This is a genomic window from Paenibacillus sp. EB106-06-01-XG199 (genome assembly GCF_058791575.1).
The window spans coordinates 1028549-1050792 of sequence record NZ_JBYTDQ010000001.1 but is presented as its reverse complement, the minus strand read 5'-3'; the positions used below and the strand labels follow the sequence as shown (position 1 = coordinate 1050792).

At 46.7% G+C, this 22244-nt stretch carries 14 protein-coding genes; 4 read left to right on the top strand and 10 right to left on the bottom strand.

The genetic code is table 11. The features are described 5' to 3' along the window. Positions 1–135: 135 nt before the first annotated feature. The 7 genes from AC3WT9_RS05125 to AC3WT9_RS05095 all read right to left on the bottom strand — a co-directional run bounded on the left by AC3WT9_RS05125 (position 136) and on the right by AC3WT9_RS05095 (position 9559). Positions 136–1254, bottom strand: a complete 1119-nt coding sequence (locus AC3WT9_RS05125) for a GerAB/ArcD/ProY family transporter (RefSeq protein WP_341378671.1) — start codon at positions 1252–1254, stop codon at positions 136–138. Between the two features lie 314 nt (positions 1255–1568). Next, a complete protein-coding gene (locus AC3WT9_RS05120) occupies positions 1569–2771 on the bottom strand; it encodes a Ger(x)C family spore germination protein (RefSeq protein ID WP_341093281.1) in 1203 nt (400 codons plus the stop codon). 40 nt (positions 2772–2811) lie between these two features. Next, positions 2812–4407 (bottom strand): spore germination protein, encoded by a 1596-nt coding sequence (locus tag AC3WT9_RS05115; RefSeq protein WP_341378673.1) that lies wholly within the window; start codon positions 4405–4407, stop codon positions 2812–2814. A 251-nt stretch (positions 4408–4658) separates the two neighbouring features. Further along, the gene (locus tag AC3WT9_RS05110) at positions 4659–6710 is read right to left on the bottom strand and encodes a serine hydrolase domain-containing protein (protein WP_341093283.1); all 2052 of its coding nucleotides are present in this window, start codon (positions 6708–6710) and stop codon (positions 4659–4661) included. Positions 6711–6860: 150 nt separating this feature from the next. Next, on the bottom strand, positions 6861–8144 hold the full coding sequence (locus AC3WT9_RS05105; protein WP_341378674.1) for a GHKL domain-containing protein: 1284 nt from the start codon (positions 8142–8144) through the stop codon (positions 6861–6863). Between the two features lies 1 nt (position 8145). Beyond that, positions 8146–8886, bottom strand: coding sequence for a LytR/AlgR family response regulator transcription factor (locus AC3WT9_RS05100; RefSeq protein WP_341093285.1), 741 nt, complete (start codon positions 8884–8886; stop codon positions 8146–8148). 253 nt (positions 8887–9139) lie between these two features. Beyond that, positions 9140–9559 carry a hypothetical protein gene (locus AC3WT9_RS05095; RefSeq protein WP_341378676.1) on the bottom strand — a complete coding sequence of 140 codons (420 nt, stop codon included), beginning with the start codon at positions 9557–9559 and terminating at the stop codon, positions 9140–9142. Between the two features lie 86 nt (positions 9560–9645). On the opposite strand from AC3WT9_RS05095, the gene AC3WT9_RS05090 reads away from it, so the two are divergent. From AC3WT9_RS05090 to AC3WT9_RS05075, 4 genes are all read left to right on the top strand, one after another. Beyond that, on the top strand, positions 9646–9966 hold the full coding sequence (locus AC3WT9_RS05090) for a hypothetical protein (RefSeq protein WP_341378678.1): 321 nt from the start codon (positions 9646–9648) through the stop codon (positions 9964–9966). Between the two features lie 159 nt (positions 9967–10125). Beyond that, entirely contained in the window at positions 10126–11436 is a 1311-nt protein-coding gene (locus tag AC3WT9_RS05085) for a YheC/YheD family endospore coat-associated protein (protein WP_492407460.1), read from the top strand. Positions 11437–11645: 209 nt separating this feature from the next. Then, the gene (locus AC3WT9_RS05080) at positions 11646–13289 is read left to right on the top strand and encodes a response regulator (RefSeq protein WP_341093288.1); all 1644 of its coding nucleotides are present in this window, start codon (positions 11646–11648) and stop codon (positions 13287–13289) included. Positions 13290–13293: 4 nt separating this feature from the next. Beyond that, positions 13294–19002, top strand: a complete 5709-nt coding sequence (locus AC3WT9_RS05075) for a HAMP domain-containing protein (RefSeq protein WP_341378681.1) — start codon at positions 13294–13296, stop codon at positions 19000–19002. Positions 19003–19162: 160 nt separating this feature from the next. On the opposite strand, the gene AC3WT9_RS05070 is transcribed toward AC3WT9_RS05075, so the two are convergent. The 3 genes from AC3WT9_RS05070 to AC3WT9_RS05060 are packed head-to-tail and all read right to left on the bottom strand — an operon-like array spanning position 19163 to position 22241. Continuing rightward, on the bottom strand, positions 19163–19774 hold the full coding sequence (locus AC3WT9_RS05070) for a DUF4097 family beta strand repeat-containing protein (protein ID WP_341378682.1): 612 nt from the start codon (positions 19772–19774) through the stop codon (positions 19163–19165). Further along, complete coding sequence (locus AC3WT9_RS05065; RefSeq protein WP_341378684.1) at positions 19771–21369, bottom strand: hypothetical protein; 1599 nt, start codon at positions 21367–21369, stop codon at positions 19771–19773. Before AC3WT9_RS05065 ends, AC3WT9_RS05070 begins: the two co-directional genes overlap by 4 nt. Beyond that, positions 21366–22241: an ABC transporter ATP-binding protein gene (locus AC3WT9_RS05060; RefSeq protein ID WP_341093295.1), complete on the bottom strand. Its 876-nt coding sequence runs from the start codon at positions 22239–22241 to the stop codon at positions 21366–21368. Before AC3WT9_RS05060 ends, AC3WT9_RS05065 begins: the two co-directional genes overlap by 4 nt. Positions 22242–22244 lie beyond the last annotated feature (3 nt).

Here is a 22244-nt window from a genome sequence, read left to right as displayed (position 1 = left end):
AAGAAGAACCGGCCATCAATAAGTGGCCGGTTCTTCTTCATTCCATGGTGGTTAACCTTCAGGGAGTACCGGCAAGAATCGGGATGGTTGTTTTAAGCTCGGCCATCTGACTGGCCAGGCGGTGCCCAGTGTGACTTACCCTTTGGATTCTGTTCTTTTCTTTGACCATAGTTTTCGTATCACATGAATACTGAGCAGCAGTAAAGGCAAAAGAAGCCCTATAGATAACGTATAAGATAACCATACTGTCCCATCCCACGTTTGTTGGTAAGGGACATTCGGATATATGACTACCGACATGACAACCAAGATCATTCCGAGTGGTGAAACTAGAGGCCGATAATCTTCTAATTTAAAAATTTGAGCAATGGCCAACACAATTACGTATATGTATATAGTGACCCTAAAATAGAGCGAAATAAACCACATGATGGCCATGATGGCTTCAATGCGCTGCAGAAAATTGCCGATGTTGATTTTCTGGGCTAACGAATAGCTTGGAAATATACTTTTTGCCGTTAAATCAGCTCCTAAAACCAAAATCGACAATGCAACAATCAGGACCATCATCAGCCCGCCAAGCATGCTTCCGTTGAAAAAAGCTTTACGGGCATTATCAATACGATTCACAGCCGGAAAAATCATTAACAAAGCGATATGGGGTAGAAACAAAACACTGATAAAGGATAGTGCAGCAGGCCAGATCGGCCCTATTCCTGCTTCCAGCACGGGCTCGACATTTTCCAGTTTGATCTCAGGCCCAATTAAAATAACTAAAGAAATATAAAGAAGGATAAATAAGGGGAACAATAGTTCAGCAGAACGGGCAAATGTTTCAATTCCAAGCCGTGCCCCCATGACTACAATGACGGCAAAAAGAATATTTACGGATTGAGCCGGCGTTTCCGGCATGATTTGGGTAGTTAGAAAATTTCCTACATCATACAACGCTGAGGCAGGACCACTCAAGAAAAGAGTAACGATCAATAGAAGAGAAATGGTTTTGCCCAACCATTTTCCGAGAAGGGCTTCAATGATCTCAACCAATGTCATCCGTGGATAAAGGGTCGCTATTGTGTTGTAAATCCATACGAGGAAAAAACCGGATCCCACGCCAACAAACGCAGCGATCCACGCATCCTGTTTGGCCAGGAAGGCCATACCTGAGGGAATGACAAGGATTGCGCTGCCGATCGTAAATAAAGTCGTTAAGACCATAAATTGACGTCCGGAGATTTTGACTTGCTTAGACACCACTTTCACCTCGTTTTTATTTTATTAGACCGATATGGGTTAGAAAATCAGTGAATGGTTTATACACAATTGTAATCCAATCCAAAGGGGTGGGAATATCCCATTGCAATGCCTTGGCGCTGCTGATCCCCACCCCAAGGAGGAGCAGGATGGAAAACACCCATAGCTCCTTTTTTAACCTTTTTCTCAACATGTAGGGAACTTCGAGAAATATGATCGCAGCAGCGGACAGCATTATTCCCAGTATGACCGCCATCTGGGTTAGCATCGTTAATCACCTTCTTTCGCATGGTAAAATGATACCGATTGGCAGCCTACTTCTTAATTTCATTCAGGAATGAGCTTCCAGTCGTACCCAAGCGTCGAATCCTGAAATCAACTTTGATGTTCACCGGCAGTTCTGCAAAGTACTCATTATCCCAATTTTGTTTCAGTGACTTCCAAGCCTTCGGGTTACTGCGGTGAATGGCTTCACCGAATCCGAAAATGTCAGCTTTGTACGATTTTTGAGCCTTCTTGATGGCAGACTCTATCACTCCTGCTATCTTTTCTTCGCTTCTCTTCTGAAGGTCATAAATCGTGCTCACCTTAGTCAGATCCAGTTCGCTACACTCAACTTCCCCCACGTTGGCTTCAATCTTAAGGTGAATATTGATCTGGGGCTCCCCTCTATAAATGTACCCTTTCATGGAGGCATGGGTCCGGATGATTTCCATTACGACTTTGCCACCTTTAGGACAGGCTACAAAGCCAACAGAGCTTTTCACTTTGCCGAGGATGAAGTTGTAACCCTTACTTTCTGTTTCATTTAACCAGCCGATCAATCTGTCTTTTTTGAATACAGCAAGCCCAGAAAATTGTAGGCTAGTAGGGGGGGAGATCTTTTCGACATTCTTTTTTGTTTCTCCAGAGTCTTGATCTCCAGCGATTTGAAGTCCAGTCAAGATAGGCTGCTTTCCTTCACTTATGAGATCGGCCATTAATTGGTCTAAGGTTACCGTTGTACTGGGGGACCAGTTTTTTTCCGAAGATTCCAGGGATGAGAATAGCTTGTCTGCTGGAATAGGATCAAAGGGCGTCATGATTTTGAGCGTATCCTCCGCACTTGCGCCTTTCGATATTACAAGGTAAAAATCGGAGCGGAATTCATGGTCCCTGGACAGGAAGTCCATGGCTTTTGCTATTCCTTCCATGGCCATCGACTCGCTGATCACGCATATGCGAAGGTGGGGAAAATAGATTTTTCTAGGGCTTAGCGTTGTTATTTTTCGGACCGCTTCAAATACGGTATCGGCTTCCGATGTATACAATATGGCGGGGGCCCGCCCGCTTGCCCCTTTTTGGGTAGATACTTCTCCAGGATCTACGACTTGGACAGAAACCCGGAATTGATCTCCCTGTTTATCAATTCCCAAACCAACGGCGATTGCAAGCTCATTCAATTCTTTGCGGTTCCAACAGCCAGTCAGAAGCGTGCCCAGTGTAAGAATTAGAAAAAGAAAGGCCTTCCGTTTCAAGCTTGTCCACTCCTTTCCATCCGCACTTGTCTCCTCTGGTTTATTCCCGTGATTTTCGGGATGAAGCGTTGTTTTGGCGATTCACGTTCTTCTGATTAAGTAACCGGGGACGGGAGACCATCATCCAGTGCGGGAGCCGTATTAACGTATCCTTGTTGTCTGCCGGGATCAGGGGCGCAAGCGGACTCATATACGGAACGCCGAAAGAACGAAGGCTGCACAGATGCAGGATGAGGGCAATGCCTCCGATGATGATCCCGTACAGCCCAAATGAAGCGGCTAGTCCCATCAAGGGGAACCGCAGCATACGAAAAGCGATGGACATATTATAGGCAGGGAGAAGAAAGCTGGAAATCGCGGTAATAGACACGACAATCACCATTGCTGCAGATATGATGCCCGCCTCGACGGCTGCTTGCCCGATGACGAGTGTGCCTACGATAGAGACGGCTGCCCCGATGTACTTCGGCATGCGAACGCCAGCTTCCCGCAATATTTCAAAGGTCAATTCCATCATGAGTGCTTCGATAAAAGCGGGGAAGGGAACAGCCTCCCGCTGTGCTGCCAGACCGATCAGCAGTGAGGTCGGCAGCATTTCCTGATGGAACGTAGTGATGGCAATATATAAGGATGGACCGAACAGGGAGATAAAAACCCCGGTGTAACGAATAATCCGGATGAAGCTGCTGATGTCTGCACGCTGATAATAATCCTCTGCCGAATGCAGGAAGGATACAAACAGCGCAGGTACGACAAGCACAAACGGGGTTCCATCAATTAGGATAGCGACCTTTCCTTCCAACAGTTCGGCGGCGATGACGTCTGGGCGTTCGGAGTTGTACACTGTTGGAAAAGGGGTGAAAGTTTCGTCCTGGATTAACTCCTCGATATACCCGCTTTCGAGAATACCGTCTATATCAATATGATTCAATCGCTCATGCACTTCCTCGACCAATTTATGGTTCGCGATCCCCTTGATATACATGACAGCGACATCGGTCTTGGTCACGCGACCGATTTGTTTTGTTTCCAGCCACAGATTCGGATCTTTAATCTTGCGCCGGATCAAGGCCGTATTCGTGCCCAGTGTTTCCGAAAATCCTTCCCGCGGTCCACGAATGACATTTTCTGAGGCAGGTTCGGTGACACCGCGATCCTTCCATCCACGTGCGCTGACCACTATTCCCTTTGTCTCACCGTCAATCAGGATGATTGCATCCCCGGACAACAGAGCGTTATATAAGGTATCAAAGTCGGTAATATCCCGGATGTCACCGATGGTCAGAGCGTAATCTTTCAAAATCTGCAAGACATTGGAGGAGATTTGAATCCTGCGGTTCACGTCCTCAGACAGGCTGCTATCGAGCATCATCGACTTCATGATGAAGTCGGAGACTATATTTTTATCCACCAAGCCGTCGGTATAGAGGATCGCGATGATTTGGCTCCCGTCCTTGCCAATGCGAACTTCTCTGATGATAATGTCGGTGCTGTTACCGACGGTTTGTCTGATCTGCTGAAGGTTTTGTCCAAGACATGCACTGATCGGTTCCTCTGAATGTGCAGGTTGACTCTCGCTGTGCTGGACCTGGGGCTTTTTAACTTTGTTAAGGGGGTTGCTTTTACGAAAACGCATGAACGTTCTCCCTCTCCTTAAGGATTCTTTTAATCCAGTATGGGCGCAGAGGTCTCCTGATAAACTTATTGTTGGAATTTCATTGTAGAAGGCGGGTACAAATCAGAAGTGACGGCACCTTTATTGAATATGTAGAACCTGAAGGACAATTAAGGATTCGATAAAAAAACAGCCTGATTTCAGTGAGTCTCCACCGAAATCAGGCTGTTTTTTTAATGTAACTCCAGGGATCATCCTGTTGTTCCAAACCTCTATTTCTTCATACTAATCTGAAAAACATCTCCTGCCTCGCCGCCGAAAACAATCATCCCGCCTTTTGGGAGAGCGACTGGCTTATCTTTATTAAAGATAGAGGAGAACACAAGCATTCCTTTCTCATCGTAAACGACGAATCCTCCGGTTGCAGGAGCATCAACGCTCATCATTTTAGCAGCTGATTTGTCACCGATTTTGAACCATACGGCATGACCGCTATCCTCAATCGTGCAGATCGAAGTTTTTCCGCCGTAGATCGGATTAACAGCATCCTCACTTAGATAAGACTGCCCATCTATTGTCAAATACTCTTTGTTGTTCACGGTATGGAAGCTCAAATTGAAGGCATCCCTTCCGCTCATAACCGGAATTTCAACGGCATTTACAGCTGTATGCTCATCAACAATTTTAGTGCCTGATGCATAGCCGTTTTCACTATCCACAGCTATATTTTTGACTAAGATGGCAGGGGAGAGATAGAATAGCGAATTGATCTTTTCTCCCAACTCATAGTAATTTTTACCGTTTCTTTTTTCCCATGCGGCTTTGGTTGCCGGTTGCAGAGGATTGGCTTCAAGCTTCTGATATTCATAGGTGACCATAATCGTTTGCCCGATTCCAGGGATATCCACATATGAATCAAGCTTAATATAGGTATTTCCATTTGATTGTTTGTCAAAGCTTATCGTCACATTGCCATCGTTGTTTTTGAATTGTCCTTTGCCTGTATACACATAGGTTTGTGGCGGGATAATCCCCCCGACCAGAGCGGGAAGCTTCATCTCTCCGTTCTTCATCTCCACATCTATCGTTGTGCCAACTGCGCCGTATAATCCAGAATAAGCGAGCTGCTCCTCCGGCATGTTGACCTTCACAGATGGTTCAAAGGTTCGATCCGGCAAAATCTCTTTAATCTTGCCTTTGTCCTGCAAATATTCAAGTAGAACGTTAGATGCAAAAATACTATTGTAGATCGAACTCCCTCCCGATGACAGGACAGCGATTGAAATATTATGCTCAGGCAATGAAGTTAAGGCAGCATGATACATAATGGTATCCCCGCCTTTGGATAAGGCCTTGATGCCGTAATCATCAAACGGAGCCAAGCTAACGGCATCCCAGCCTAAACCATAGTTATAGATGTTTGTCTCCTCAGGTACCCATAAGCCATTTCTATATTCAGGATTTTGCATCGCGGTGGATGACTTCTCTGATAAAATATTCGTCCGATTACCGATCAAAACATCCCCGAAAATTGTAAGCTCTTCAGCAGTGGAGTAGAGCCCGCCTGCACCAATGACGTTGGCATTCTCAACGGGTAAAGCCTGTTCCATTGTAGGGTAATAGGTTTTCGCCAGTTTTTCTCTGTCAAAAGCACTAAGCGGCGTTTGGGTGGAGATTAATTTCAGCGGCTGGATAACCTTCTGATCCAGAAATTCGGTATAGCTTAAGCCGCTTACTCGTTCCACGAGGATTTCCAGCAGCTGAAATCCATCGTTACAATACACCGAATATTCGCCCGGGTTGGACTTTAAGCGCTCGGATTGAAGCCTCAGCAATAACTCATCATGACTGCGGGTATCATTGTCATCGAACAGCATGCTATTTGCATAATGAGTTCCGTAAAGCCCTGACGAATGATTCATAAGCATGCGTGGTGTAATTTTCTTATATCTTTCGTCGGCCATGGTAAAATCCCTGATATACGTGACAAGCGGTTGATCAATATCTATTTTGCCTTCATCAGCCAGCATCATCGCTGCTGCCGTTACATGCATTTTGCTGACGGAGCCGATACCAAACATCGTGTCCTTCGTAATTGGAGCGTTGGTGGCTTTATCCTGGACACCCGCGCTGTCCGATAATACAATCGATCCCGAATCCATAATGGCGTACTGCAAGCCGGTTACCCCATAGTCGGACACGATTTTTGCAGCCAGTTTTTGAGCCTTCTCCTGTACGGTTTCCTTGCTGATTTGTGCTGAAGCCGAACTCATGGGTATGACCACGAGCATAGCTGCCATTACTACAGTAATGATTTTCTTCATGATAACTTCCTCCTTAGGTTCCTTTACCGGAATTCACCGGGGTTTAATGGTCTGTATTCAGCATACAAGAGAGGAGGCTGGTATATGCAAAAACACCCCGAAACGCTAAAAAACAATCCCTAAACAACAGCTTGTTTAGGGATTGTTCGTTCAAAAGGGCAGCATGACCATATTGTGAAAGGTTTTTTGCTTGGTTTCAATAGTCATGTGGCCGCCATATTTATCACAGAGTCTGGCGATATTCATGAGCCCGATGCCATGATTCTCCGGGTTAGGCTTTTGGCTGCGCAAAGGAACGACTTCATTATCCATATGGTTAAGAATGTGTATGAACAGAGCGGATTCATGGGAAAATATCTTGATCACGACGTACCGGTCCTCTGCGATTTTCACATGCTTGGAAGCTTCAATCGCATTATCCAGCATATTTCCGAGTACGACACATAAGTCATAGCGATCTATCAATATCTCAGGAGAATACAAGTTCAGCTTCGTATCTATCCGAATGCCATTCGCTTGGCCGATGTTAAGCGTATTAGTAACGAGGGCGTCTATTACCAAGTGGCCTGTATTTACCCGCTGATAAGCGTCTTCGACTTTATTTAACGTCGTTCGGATATGCTCTAATGCTGCCGCTGGCTCATTTCGCTTAATACACTCCTCGATATAGAGAAACTGCTGGTTCGTGTCGTGAATTATTCTTTTGATCGATTTAAAGCTGTGTACAGTCTTTTCATAATTTGCATCCTGGTAGTCCATCTGCTGCTGCAGCTGGGCATTCTCATGCTTGAACTGGAATTTATCAATAATCGTATCAAAAATGTAGATGATCATCACGTTTATAAAAAGAAATCCAATAGCAGAAAGGAAATAATGGACGTTCATCTCATTGTAATTCGTGAGCACATTCAACTGGTAGATGCTGATGATAGGGACAAGTATAAAAAATATATAATAACGATAATGCAAAGAGAAGCTTCTGCGTTTCGCAATCAGCCGGATAATCTGAATGACGGCAAACATAATCGTGAAGCTGAGCAGGGTGGCCTTGAATAACAAGCTCTGATTCTGTTCATTTACTGGATCAAGACTGGTTAGGTCAACCGAATCCAACAGATAAAAAAAATAGATCGAAATAAAATTAACAATAGACATTAACACACCATACAGCACAGTAAAAATGATCTTTGTTTTCAGTTCCACAGTATAGGCTAACGCCAAACTAAAGATGACCACTAAAGCCAGGATCGAAGAAATCACAAAGGAAACCGGAACGGAAATATAAACGTAACCAAGCACCCCGAAAATAATAAAGTATATCCACCGCTTTTGCTTTTGGGCAGATTTGTCGAACACTGAGTTAAAGAAATAAAGGATCTGAAGGCACATCACAACCTCAACACACAACCCAAACATCCAGTTGTTCGTAATCATCTCAATAGACCTTCATTATCATAAATTTGGTGTAACAATCCTTAACCTCTTTCAGTTTAGAGCGGCCGATCGGCAGCTCAATCCCACCCGACATAAGCACAACTCCGCTGGAGAACTTCCGCACATGAAGCAGATTGATAATAACGGAACGGTGGATTTGCAGGAAGTTGTTGTGTTTGAGTGCCAGAGCATAATCGGCAAGTATGCCTTTACTTTCATAGATTTGATTGAGGGTAATAAAATTCAGCTTACTCTTTATGGTTAGGCTTTTAGCTGCTTCGATCGCAATGATATCATCATGCTTCAGCACAACTTCTTCAAAGGCCGACTTGATGATCATAAACTTTTTATCAAGGGCTTGGAAGTACTGGCATAGCTTGATCATTTTCTCCTCCAACACCTGGGGAGTAATAGGTTTGATTAAATACTGGAAGGTCATTACGTCAAAGCTTTCCACCATATATTCCGGGTAGCTTGTCAGAAACATGATTTGTTCATCCAGGTGTTTTAAACTCCTTATTTGGCGGGCAGTCTGAATCCCGTTTATACCACCCATTTCAACATCCAATATTAATATGTGAAAAGGGGGTTCATTACGCTCATAATGAGAGACAAGCTGCTCCCCCGAGCTGAATTCCTCAATTTCAAAATCAATATTCACCTTGATCGACAATGCAGTCAACAAGCCTCTGACAATCTCCCTTTGCTTGTCCTCATCATCACAAATAGCCACTCGATACATAGTGGATACACCTCTCATTTCTAATGCCGTTTGTTCTAGGAACTTGTTCTAACTATAATACAAGCTTTCGGGTTTAAATGAATCATTTTTGGATGAACTGCAGATTTAAATCCCTCAAGTGCATGTGGAAACGAATCCTCTCAAATTCCTATGTATCAAAACTGCAGTATGAAAAGCGCACTGCCAGCAATTGCAGAACGCTTTTATTATTTCACCAGAATTTAATGAAAAGTGATTTGAGTCTTTGCATAATTTACAATTCAGCTATTTTGAATATGACAAAGCTGCTCATATTTACCTGCTGATTTCCGGCAAATGGTAGTAATACAGCATTAGTAGTACCTGTATTTGTGAGACGTATTGCATCACCGGCATTAATTGGAATGATCCCTTGCCCAACCAGATGTACATCATTTGCCGTGCTTGTGTTATTTCCGGAAATGGTTATGGATTGTTCAAAATTATTCACTGTGACTACAAAAGCAGCACCTGGTAGTAGAGGATCCCCTTGAATGTACAAAATGTAGTTAACATAATAAAATCCTGATTGCTCTGCTATTGCCGCTCTTGCACCAGCATCAAAAGTAAATCCTCTTTTCGGATCTGATATTAGTGAAGATAATGGTATAGAAACATTTGGAGGTATAACTGTTGGAGCTGCAGATCCTAACACCAAATCTGCAAAAGCGCTGGATAAGGTTCCCTGAGGGCCAGTAGATCCTGTTGGTCCTGCTGGACCAGGTAATCCTTGGGGGCCTGTTGATCCTGCCGGGCCAGGTAATCCTTGAGGTCCTACTGGTCCAGCTGGTCCTAGTAATCCTTTTGGTCCAGCTGAGCCTGATAATCCTTGAGCTCCTGTTAGTCCTTGAGGTCCTGCTGGTCCTTGAGGTCCCGTTGATCCTTGAGGTCCAGCTGGTCCTTGGGGTCCAGCTGGACCATGAGCTCCTGATAATCCTTGAAGTCCCTCGGGACCTTGAGGCCCTGGTACTCCTTGGGGTCCCGGTAATCCTTGTGGTCCCTGAGGTCCCTGAGGTCCTTGTGGACCTTGAGGCCCTGCTATTCGGTTTTTCACGCCCATAATATCATCCCCTCTAATCGATATGCCGTTAGTATATATACCCAGGAGTTTATTTGTCTGGGCATATTTCAAATTGGGCAAATACCTGATTTTTGAAATGTGATGTTTATTTAGCGTAATTAATCATATTGTGGGTTATCACCTTAAATGGGGGCATCCTAATGTGGATAGAATGGTCTAATGATTCAGAACATATTGTTTTACCTAATAAATATAGTTTGCAACTGGGTGCGCAGATTCCTCCAATAATAAAATTTCACTTTGGTTCGTTTGAAACAGAAAGAGAATTGACATTAAGTACCCTAATAACTAAGAATACAATCGTTTTACCTATATCAATCAAACTCAATTTTATGATTCCTGATACACTTCCTTATGATTTAAGAATAGATGAGAATGGTCTGCATCTTGGCCCGGTAATTGCTATTTTAACTTCGAGAGTACATGTTTCCCCAGGCATTAGAACAAAGTACCTTGAATACCTGTGGGATTATAAGAATTTACAAGGATTAATTTACCTTTGTCCCTTAGAGGGGATTAATCCTGCGAAAACAGGAATAGAAGGTTACTACTATCAACCAGATGGATTAGGGAACACAGGAATTTGGAAGAAAGGGGTATTTCCATACCCTAATGTTGTCTATCGCAGGATTGGAGTAAACAGAAACGATAAATACGACCACTTGCTGGTTACTGTTGGCCAGAAGATCTTTAATCCAAGCTTTTTAGATAAATGGGCCGTTTGGAAGGCTCTTCAGGATAATCCTAAGATAAATCCCCATCTACCTAGAACAGCAGTATTGAGAAATGCAAAAGAGGTTATTTGCATGTTAAAAGACTATGGTTCAGTTTATCTTAAACCGGTGAGCGGCTCCTTCGGAAGAGGTATAGTAAAGATCGAATTAACCAACAAGGGTTACCTTTGGAAGCATAAAAATACAAAAAAAAAATTGAGTCAAAAAAAATTAATAAAGATATTGTGTTACCAAAAGAGGCGGCGGGCTTACTTGTTTCAGCAATCAGTAAGTTTGAAGGTCCATAATAAACACGTCGACTTTCGAGTTATAATGCAGAAAAACAATACACAAACCTGGAACTGTACTGGCATTATTGCTAGATATGGTATGAAAGGAAAGCATTACACCAATGATGTAAGTGCGCTGGAATTGGGAGTGGATGGGTTGAAAAATGCATTAAATTTAAATGATCAACAGATTAAACTCAAGACTCAGGAGATTCTGTCTTTATGTACTTTGGTTTGCGAAAACCTGGATGAGTTACATGGACCCTATGCAGATTTAGGGTTAGATGTGGCAATTGATACTAATTATAAGGTGTGGTTACTGGAGATCAATTTTAGGCATATGCATAACATCGCTGCACTAGTTGGCCAACAGAGTAGTATGTATAGTAAAGTAATAACACGCCCGTTAGAATTTGCAAAAGCATTTGCCGGATACAGCACTCCATAAATATAGTTTATTATGGACAACGTTTTTTAGCTTTATCAACTTAATCTATCTTTAGATTACCGGTTTATTCTAACCGGTTTTTTTAACGTGCAGTAAGAACTAACGATGATACCCAAGTTAGCGTTTCATTCTTTAAAGATAGGGGTATATAAGCTATATTTTCGAAATATAACCGCAAGCAAGTCACAAGTTGGGAAGTGAGGGGCGTCATGGATTCTGCAGTCAACATCCTGCTCGTAGACGATCACCCGGAAAACTTGGTTGCCATTGAGGCCGTTCTCAGCGGAGAACCTTATCGTCTGGTTCGGGCATATTCCGGTATTGAGGCTTTGCGCTGTTTATTGGAAGAGGAGTTTGCCGTCATTGTCATGGATGTGCAAATGCCGGAAATGGACGGGTTAGAGACAGCCAGCATCATCCGGACCCGGGAGAAAACCAAATTCGTCCCCATCATCTTTATGACAGCCACCAGCAATAAAATGGAACATATCTTCGCAGGCTATTCCGTTGGTGCTATGGATTATATGACGAAACCCTTCGTTCCGCAAATTTTTAAATCCAAAATCGAGGGTTACGTCAGTATGTATGAAGCTAACAAAACCCTTCAGATCCAAAGTGAAATGTTGAAGAAACAAACGAGGCAGTTAGAGAAAACCAATCAGGAGCTGATCCAAGCCAAGGAAACTGCGGAGATCGCTTCCCGTGTGAAATCAGAGTTTCTGGCCATGATGAGCCATGAAATCCGGACTCCGCTTAATGGGATCATAGGCATGTCTGATCTGCTTCTTGCCTCCGATTTACCGGAAGAATATTCAGAGATGGCAGGGATCATCCATACAAGCAGCAATGCACTGCTTTCTGTCATCAACCATGTCCTCGACTTTTCAAAAATTGAATCCGGAAAAATGGAATTGGAGGAGGAACCATTCTCTCTTCAGCACTGCCTGATTGAAACGATTGATTTGTTTACAGCTAAAATCAGGGAACGAAATCTGGAAGTGGTGGTGCTGGTTGATCCTTCGCTGCCGCCATGTATAAAAGGGGACATGAATCGCCTCCGTCAGGTGTTGAATAATCTGGTGGGTAATGCCGTAAAGTTTACGCATGAAGGCAGTGTATACATAATGGTAAACAAGCTCGCGGAGACGGAGAATTCGCTGACGCTTGAGTTTATGATTAAAGATTCCGGGATCGGAATCCCTCCGGATAAGATAAACGAACTGTTTCAGCCGTTCTCCCAGCTGGATGCCTCAACTACACGTAAGTTCGGAGGCACGGGGCTCGGATTATCGATCAGCAAATCCTTGGTGGAACTAATGGGCGGCACGATCCGGGTAGAACCGTCGAATGAACCCGGCGCAACATTCATTTTTACAATTGCAGTCAAGACGCTCATGAGCCCAGTTCAACCTCCAGACGAGTCAGATCGGAAGCCGCTGCAAACGGATGCTACGACCGACAACCATACGCCGGCTCCGATTCGTGTCCTGGTTGGAGAAGATGACAACGTAAGCCGGAGGCTAATGAAACAAATGCTGGAAGCACTCGGCTTCTTTGCCGATTTGGCGGAGAACGGTACAGAGGTACTGGCAGCTTTGGAACAAACGCCTTACGATCTGCTTTTCCTCGATCTCCGTATTCCCTTTAAAGAGGGCTGGGAGACTGTACAAGATATCAAAACGAAAGTTATAGACAAACAAACTGTGATCATTGCCATGACGGCTAACGTTTCTAAGGAAACGATGCAGCGGTGTTTGTCCTCGGGCATGGACGATTTTATCGCCAAGCCTGTTCGATCAGAAGATATAAAACAGGTCATTCAAAAATATGTGATGAAAAAGGGGCAGTGTTGAGTTTATGAGCAATCAAGACCAAATCAACGAAACGAGCGACGATCAAATTGTCGTCGGCGAACTGCTCAACGCCTTAATGGCGATGAAGAAAGGCAACTTCTCCTACAGAATGCCCTATGACCGTACGGGTATGGCTGGAAAGGTAGCGGATACGTTTAATGAGATCATGGATATTCAGGAAGCTCTGGTGTCTGAAGTCCAGACAGTAGCCAAGGTTGTCGGAAAAGAAGGGAATCTTTCGAGAAGGTTTGTGCAGAAGAATCTGGGTGGATCATGGGAAACAATTACAGATTCGTTAAATGGTCTGGTCATCGACTTGATTCAACCGACGAGTGAGATGGTCCGGGTTATTAACGCCGTAGCCAAAGGCGATCTGTCTCAGAAGGTGGAGCTTGAAATCGAGGGACGAGCTCTTACGGGTGAATTCCAGAGAACGGCAAGCAACATTAACATGATGGTGAATCAGCTCAGTACCTTTGCCTCCGAGGTTACTCGTGTGGCGCGCGAGGTCGGTACGGAAGGTATCTTAGGCGGCCAGGCAGACGTCAAAGGGGTGTCAGGCACCTGGAAAGATCTTACGGACAGCGTGAATTATATGGCGACAAACCTCACGGATCAAGTGCGTAATATCGCGGCGGTAACCACTGCCGTCGCCAACGGTGATCTGTCAAAGCAAATCACGGTTAATGCGCGCGGAGAAATTCTCGAACTCAAGAATACGATTAACACGATGGTGGACCAGTTGTCCATGTTCTCCTCCGAGGTTACTCGTGTGGCGCGTGAGGTTGGCACAGAGGGCAAACTCGGCGGGCAGGCGGACGTTAAAGGCGTATCCGGCACTTGGAGAGATTTAACCGAAAGTGTTAACTACATGGCGTCCAATCTGACTAACCAAGTGCGCAACATCGCAGTTGTTACGACTGCGGTCGCAAATGGCGACCTGTCGAAGAAGATTACTGCTGATGTGCAAGGCGAAATCCTGGAGCTTAAGAACACCATCAACACAATGGTGGATCAATTGTCGACCTTTGCTTCCGAGGTTACCCGGATGGCGCGTGAGGTCGGTACGGAGGGGATACTCGGCGGGCAGGCGGATGTTAAAGGCGTATCCGGCACATGGCGGGATTTAACGGAAAGCGTTAACTACATGGCGTCTAACTTAACCAACCAGGTGCGTAACATTGCGGAAGTGACCACCGCCGTTGCCAAGGGCGATTTGTCGAAGACAATTACCGTTGATGCGAAAGGCGAGATCCTCGAATTGAAAAGCACAATCAACATCATGGTGGACCAGCTCAGCAACTTTGCCTCCGAGGTTACCCGGGTGGCTCGGGAGGTTTCAACGGAAGGAATCCTGGGCGGGCAAGCGGACGTTAAAGGGGTATCCGGCACTTGGAAGGATTTAACTGACAGCGTTAACTTTATGGCTGGTACGCTGACCGATCAGGTGCGCAATATCGCTGAAGTGACGACTGCGGTTGCGAAAGGGGATCTTTCCAAGCAGATCACGGTTAATGCGAAAGGCGAAATCCTTGAGCTTAAGAACACAATTAACACGATGGTGGAGCAGCTTTCCACCTTCGCTTCCGAGGTTACCCGGGTGGCGCGCGAGGTTGGTACCGAGGGCATGCTGGGTGGACAAGCCCAAGTTAAAGGCGTTGCAGGGACATGGCGGGATTTGACCGAGAGTGTAAACTATATGGCTTCGAACTTGACCAACCAAGTGCGCAACATCGCCGTCGTCACTACGGCCGTCGCAAACGGGGACCTGTCCAAGAAGATTACGGCGGATGTCCAAGGCGAAATCCTCGAGCTCAAAAATACCATCAATACGATGGTGGACCAACTTTCTATGTTCTCTTCCGAGGTTACGCGTGTGGCGCGGGAGGTAGGTACGGACGGGAAACTGGGCGGACAAGCGCAGGTTAAAGGGGTTGGAGGGACCTGGAAGGATTTAACCGAAAGCGTTAATAATATGGCCCGGAATCTGACGGACCAGGTGCGGAACATCGCGGACGTTACGACGGCGGTAGCAAAGGGTGACCTGTCCAAAAAAATCACCGTAGACGTCAAAGGCGAAATCCTTGAACTCAAAAATACGATTAACACAATGGTGGACCAGCTCTCGACCTTCGCCTCCGAGGTTACGCGCGTAGCGCGCGAGGTTGGCACAGATGGAAAACTCGGCGCGCAAGCGGAAGTTAAGGATGTTTCGGGTACGTGGAAAGATTTGACCGATACGGTTAACTATATGGCCAGTAACTTGACTATTCAGATGCGCAACATTGCCGGCGTTACAACGGCAGTTGCGAACGGGGACCTGTCCAAGAAAATCACCGTCGATGTAAAAGGTGAACTATTGGAACTGAAGAACACGATAAACACGATGGTAGATCAACTAAATTCGTTCGCATCCGAGGTTACGCGGGTGGCGCGGGAGGTCGGTACGGACGGCAAGCTGGGCGGACAAGCTCAAGTACGCGGCGTCGGCGGAATCTGGAAAGATCTCACCGATAACGTTAACATCATGGCGACCAATCTGACAGATCAGGTACGCGGGATCGCCAAGGTCGTGACCGCAGTTGCAAACGGCAACCTGAAGCAGAAACTGACTGTAGAAGCCAAAGGCGAAATCGCCGAACTCACGGACACCATCAACAATATGATCGAGACGCTGGCCACCTTCGCCGACCAGGTGACTACCGTAGCGCGGGAAGTAGGTGCCGAAGGGAAGCTGGGTGGACAAGCGAACGTGCCTGGTGCAGCCGGTACTTGGCGCGATCTCACCGACAATGTTAACTACATGGCGAGTACGCTGACCACTCAGGTACGTGCGATCACCAATGTCGCCACAGCGGTGACGAACGGTGATCTGTCACGTGCCATCGACGTATCCGCATCCGGAGAAGTCGCAACGCTGAAAGACAACATTAACGAAATGATTCGGAATCTGAAGGAAACGACCCGGATCAATACCGAGCAGGACTGGCTCAAAACCAACCTCGCCAAGTTCTCACGGCTGCTTCAAGGGCAAAGAGACTTGTATGCGGTCAGCCGTATGATCCTGTCCGAGCTGGCTCCGCTCGTGTCCATGCAGCATGGTGTCTTCTACATCAATGAACCGTTTAACGGCGAACCGGTGCTGAAGCTGTTTGCCAGCTATGCTTACCAAAGCCGCAAACATTTGGCGAACGAATTCCGTGCCGGGCAAGGCTTGGTCGGCCAGTGCCTGATTGAGAAACAGCGGATCCTGCTCACTAACGTGCCAGGTGACTATGTCGTGATATCGTCCGCTTTGGGAGAAGCAGCACCTCTCAACATCATTTTGCTGCCGATCATATTCGAAGATCAGGTGTTGGCGATTCTGGAACTCGCTTCCTTCCGGCCATATAGTGATATCGACATCGCCTTCTTGGATCAGCTTACGGAATCCATCGGAATCGTGATTAACACGATGCAGGCGAACCAACGTACGGAGGAGCTGCTGATCCAATCCCAATCACTCACCGAAGAGCTCCAAAAACAGCAGATGGAGCTGCGGAATACGAACGACGAACTCGAAGATAAAGCAAAGTTGCTCGTGCTGCAGAAGGCGGAAGTGGAAAGCAAAAATCATGAGGTAGAGGTGGCCAAACGATATCTGGAAGAGAAAGCGGAACAGCTTGCCCTCACGTCCAAGTACAAATCTGAATTTTTAGCCAACATGTCGCACGAACTTCGTACCCCGCTGAATTCCTTGCTGCTCTTGGCAGAACAGCTTGCCGAGAACCCGGAGGACAATCTTCACGAGATTCAGGTGAAGTTCGCGAAAACCATTCAGGACTCTGGACTCGAATTACTTAATCTTATTAACGATATTCTCGATCTGTCCAAAATCGAATCAGGCACAATCACGCCAGATTACAGCGATGTATCTTTGGCCGAACTGACAGACGGGCTCGACCGTACCTTCCGCCACATGGTGGACGCTAAGAAGCTTGACTACCGTATCAAAATTGATCCCGGCGTGCCGGCAAGCTTAGTGACGGACTTCAAGCGGCTTCAGCAAATTTTGAAAAACTTGCTTTCGAACGCCTTTAAGTTCACGGAGCAAGGGCAGATTATGCTTCAGATCCGGAAAGCGGGCGAGGGCTGGCACCAAGAAAATGAATCGCTGAATCGTGCTAAAACGGTCATTTGCTTCTCTGTCAGCGACACGGGGATCGGCATCCCGCATGAGAAACAGCAGATCATTTTCGAAGCCTTCCAGCAGGCAGACGGCAGCACGAACCGGGAATATGGCGGAACAGGCTTGGGACTTGCAATATCCCGGGAAATTGCCGAGATGCTGGGTGGAGAAATCACCCTGTACAGTGAAGTGACCAAGGGAAGCGTATTTAATTTGTACCTGCCAACTGAAGCAGAATTCACGGAACCGGAGACCAAGAGGATACATGTTCCAGAGGTGATTGATATCACCCCGCCCAAACGCAGAAGCAACCTGGGCAGAGCGGCGGAAGACACTTTGATTGACGACCGGGATAACATTGAGCCGGGTGACCGTGTATTCCTGATTGTGGAGGATGATCAGAAGTTCAATGAAATTATTCTCGATCTTCTCCACAAAAAAGGAATCAAAGCTGTCATTACGGCCAGCGGCTGGGATGTCCTGGAACTCGTTCAAAAGTACAATCCGATCGCCATAACGCTGGATCTGCATCTTGGTGGGGATACGAACGGTTGGCTGGTACTTGATCAGCTGAAGAATGATATCCATGTGCGGCATATTCCGATTTGCGTCATGACCGTTGACGAGGACGAAGTGCTTCTGCTGCAGAAGGGGGCTCATGATTACTTCCGGAAACCAGTGACGAACGAAGAGCTGGAGAATGCTTTGGATCGTCTGAACCAATTCGCGGACAAGAAGGTTCAAAACCTGTTGGTGATCGTCAATGATGAACAGGAGCGCAAGCAAATTGTCGACCTGCTAAGCAATCAGGATCTCAAGATTACGGCAGTGGACACAGGGCGCAAAGCGTTGAACCAGATCAACACAAAAGATTTTGACTGTGTCGTGCTGGACAACAGTTTGCCGGATATGAATCTTATCCGGTTCGCCCGGGATATGTACAAGAATGCCAAAAACAAAAGAGTTCCCGTCGTAGCCCGCTTGAGCAAGAAGTTGACACCTGCGGAGGAGAATGAGTGGGATGAGTTAGTCAAAATGGTGGTTCTCAAAGAGGTGAAGTCGAATCTCCAATTGATTGATGAAACGACTCTCTTCCTGCACAGTAAGGCGGAGAACCTTCCGTCCGGCTCAAGGGAAAAGCTGGTCAAACTGCATAATTCGGATGAAATGATCGAGTATAAGAAAGTGCTTGTTGTGGATGATGATATCCGTAACATTTTTGCACTCACGTCAATTTTAGAACGCCATCAAATGAAAGTCATTCCTGCTGAGAACGGCCAGGATGCCATTAACCTTCTGGAACAGAGTCCGGACATCGAAATCGTGCTGATGGATATCATGATGCCGGGAATGGACGGTTACGAAACAACCCGCGCTATCCGGCAGAAAGAGCAATTCAAGAACCTGCCCATTCTTGCACTCACGGCGAAAGCCATGAAGGGAGACCGGGAGCTGTGCCTCGAAGCCGGCTGCTCGGATTACATCACCAAACCGGTCAACAGCGCGCAGTTGTTATCTATGATGCGCACATGGCTAGACCAATAACCCATACGTTCGACAAGAAAGCCCTCGTCTTAAAGTTAAAGACGGGGGCTTTTAGACTGCCAACTAAACGATTCCCAAGAACACAATATAACTAATTTCCAGACCGATTGGCCCATGGAAGAACTGCCATCGGAATAAACAGGTGATTATCGGAGGCTATCTACTTCTCCAAATTTATATTACCTGAAGCTGAGTGTACACTCAGTGTAGAAGCTTCCGTATTAGCTATGCCTACCGTGCCCTTCAGGCTTTGGCCGCCGCCATCCGTGTGAATCTCTGTGGATGCTTCGATGCCTAAATTGATCTTGCCAGTTTGGGTAGATGCATCAATCTCCCCCGTGAAACCGTTGACGGTGATATTGCCTGAATCAGCGTCCAGCATGATTGTCTGTCCCTCGCCTTCAAAGGTAATATTGCCGGAAGCTGTGGCCAAACGGATGGATTCAAAGCTTTGTTCCGGCAGCTCCAGGTATACGGTCTCATTCTTTAAATGGATGAATCCGGATGCCGGTTCAGCGTTAACGGTAAGCACACCCGCCTCCAGCGCCGCCGGCAGCCCGCCATTCGTTTTCATACGGAGCTTCACTTCTGAATCTTTGGAACGGCTCACCTTAATGGATTGTCCTTCAGTTTTCACTTCAATCTGCTGCACCCTGGAGCCCTCGAAAGAAGCTGTTTTCTCCACGGTTTTGTCCCCGCAGCCCGCAAGTACGAGGATCAGGAATGCTGCCGCGATGAGGACAAACCATTTGTTGCCTTTATATTTTGTCATATGGATCTCCTTCTTATTGATAAATTACCGGTCTGTAAGAGCCGGATGGTTATGCCTGCAACGAATAAAAGAACAGTCAACATGAGATAAAGCGCAGTGTTCCTTTCGAATATCCCCAAAAAGTCAAGTGAGGGCACATGATTGAGCGGTCCCACATACCACCAGAGCAAATAAATAACCTCAAACAGCTTCTTTGAGCCGCCTAATGTGCCCAGTGCAAGCGCCAAAGTCGGAATAAAGAGGATACCCGTTCCCCAAGCCAACAGGGAAGCCATCTGACCCTCCACGATAAAGCGGGTGATTGCACCTGTCGAAAACAGCAAGGTGATGAGGACGCCAGAGAGCCATTCCGTCAACCACTTCACCAGCGGCGAACTGCTGGACAAGATAAGTTCAGTGGTAAAATTATGTTTATCCCGCGTACCCAACTGCGACCATAAAGCAAGAGGCCATATCATAATAAAGGGCAGCCAGTTGTTTATGGAGTTTGACGTAATCAGCATAGGCCCCGAAATGAGCGCTATGGCGGGCAGCGTCCACCACAGGGACATGCCTTTCAGCATAAGCTTCAGCTCGGCTTTGACCCGCCCGGGCAACCTTGCACTCTTCACTTTTACTGCTGGAGACAGCTTCAGCGAGACACTGTGTTCTATGCGCGCAAGCGGCAAAGGTGTTGTCTTTTCCTTGCCCGAAGCAAGTAGAGGATGAACTTTGGATGAGCTTTCCGAGTTTTCAAAACGCCGAAATAGCAGGGCAGAGAGGACGACACCTACTATACCCGCAGCTATCCAGACTAGCCGGATTAGGATAAGCGAATGATCCCATGCTGCGCCTTCCCACACAAACGTGGAGATCGGGCCTTGTGTCGGATAATATCCAAAGCTTCCGCTCTCCTCAATACTAGAGAGGGTAGGATAATGCTTAGCTGCACTTTGGGCCATCGTTTTCAAAATACCGTTGATGCCGAACAAATCCCCCCAATCGCTTGGCGCGGCAATGGACATCACACCGATAGCGATCCATAGGCAGAAGAACAGCACATTTCCCATAACTCCCTTCAAACCGGGAAACACATCAAACAGGACGGTTAAAGAAGAGAGCAGAAACAGGGAGGGGAAGGTTAAATAAAAAAAGGGAGCCATATAATCCATCAGCCGGAGTTGGGAATCTTCTGCCCTCAGCAGTTGCATGGCCATAAAGGCCACCAGCAAGACAGCTCCAATCACCAGCATTACCACAAAATTGGCCGCCGCCTTACTAGCGATATACCTGATTTTTCGGACAGGGGTGGAGGCAATTAACGGCCCGAGCTTCAGGCGCACATCTCCCGATATTTGGCTTCGAAGCATGAAAAAACCGAATAGCCAAAGCATCATTGTGGACAGCATTGCCGCAAGCCCGCCCAGCCAGGCCGAGTTATAGATCCCTCTGACTCCGCCGATATAAAAGATTTCATACCCGGCAGCAGCATCCGGTACGCAGGCATAGCCGGCAAACACACTGATTCCTATGACGAGCAGGAAGGAATAGCTGCGCATCTGACTTTTCAAATTGCTTTTGATTAAATAAAAGTAGGCAGAGAGCGTTCGGATCATGGCTGAACTCCTAACGAGGACACTGTATACAGGTACGCATCCTCCAGTGAAGCGGGCAGCAGGGTGGCGTTTGCGCTGGGGCGCAGATCAGAAACGATCCGGGTGTGGATGCCGTCGCTGCGCTGAATGGCGCTGCTTATCGTGTATTTGGCCTGCATGTCCGGCAGGGCGGAGGCAGGCAAGACACAGTTCCAGACTTTCTGCTCCACACTCTGAATCAAGTTCTCCGGTGCCGCATGCTTGACAAGCCGTCCCTTAGCCATCAGAGCGATGGAGGGAGCGATGGACTCAATGTCGGTCACGATATGTGTGGATAAAATAATGATTCTGTTCCCCGATAAGCTGGACAATAAATTGCGGAACCCAATTCTTTCACCGGGGTCCAACCCGACCGTAGGTTCATCGACAATGAGCAGCGACGGATCATTAAGCAGGGATTGGGCAATGCCCACCCGCTGTCTCATGCCGCCCGAGAACCCGCCGAGTAATCTCTTCCGGTCATTTGAGAGATTCAAGATTTCCAGCAGTTCGTTGATTCGTGACCGGGCAGACTGGGCGGATAAGCCTTTCATTGCCGCTATGTATTCCAGAAATTCAAGCGGGGTCAGATTCGGATACACACCGAAATCCTGTGGCAAATATCCCAGCTCCTTCCGCAAACCCTGCGGCTGTCTGGCAATATCCACACCGTTCCATTTGATGCTCCCTTGACCGGGTTTCTCAATAGTCGCTAGCATCCGCATTAATGTGGATTTACCTGCACCATTGGGGCCAAGCAGTCCGGTCACACCCTGTTTGAGCTTCAAGGTAATGCCGCTGAGGGCCTGCTTTGCGCCGTAGCTTTTCGATACCTGTTCAATCTGTAGTTCCATCTC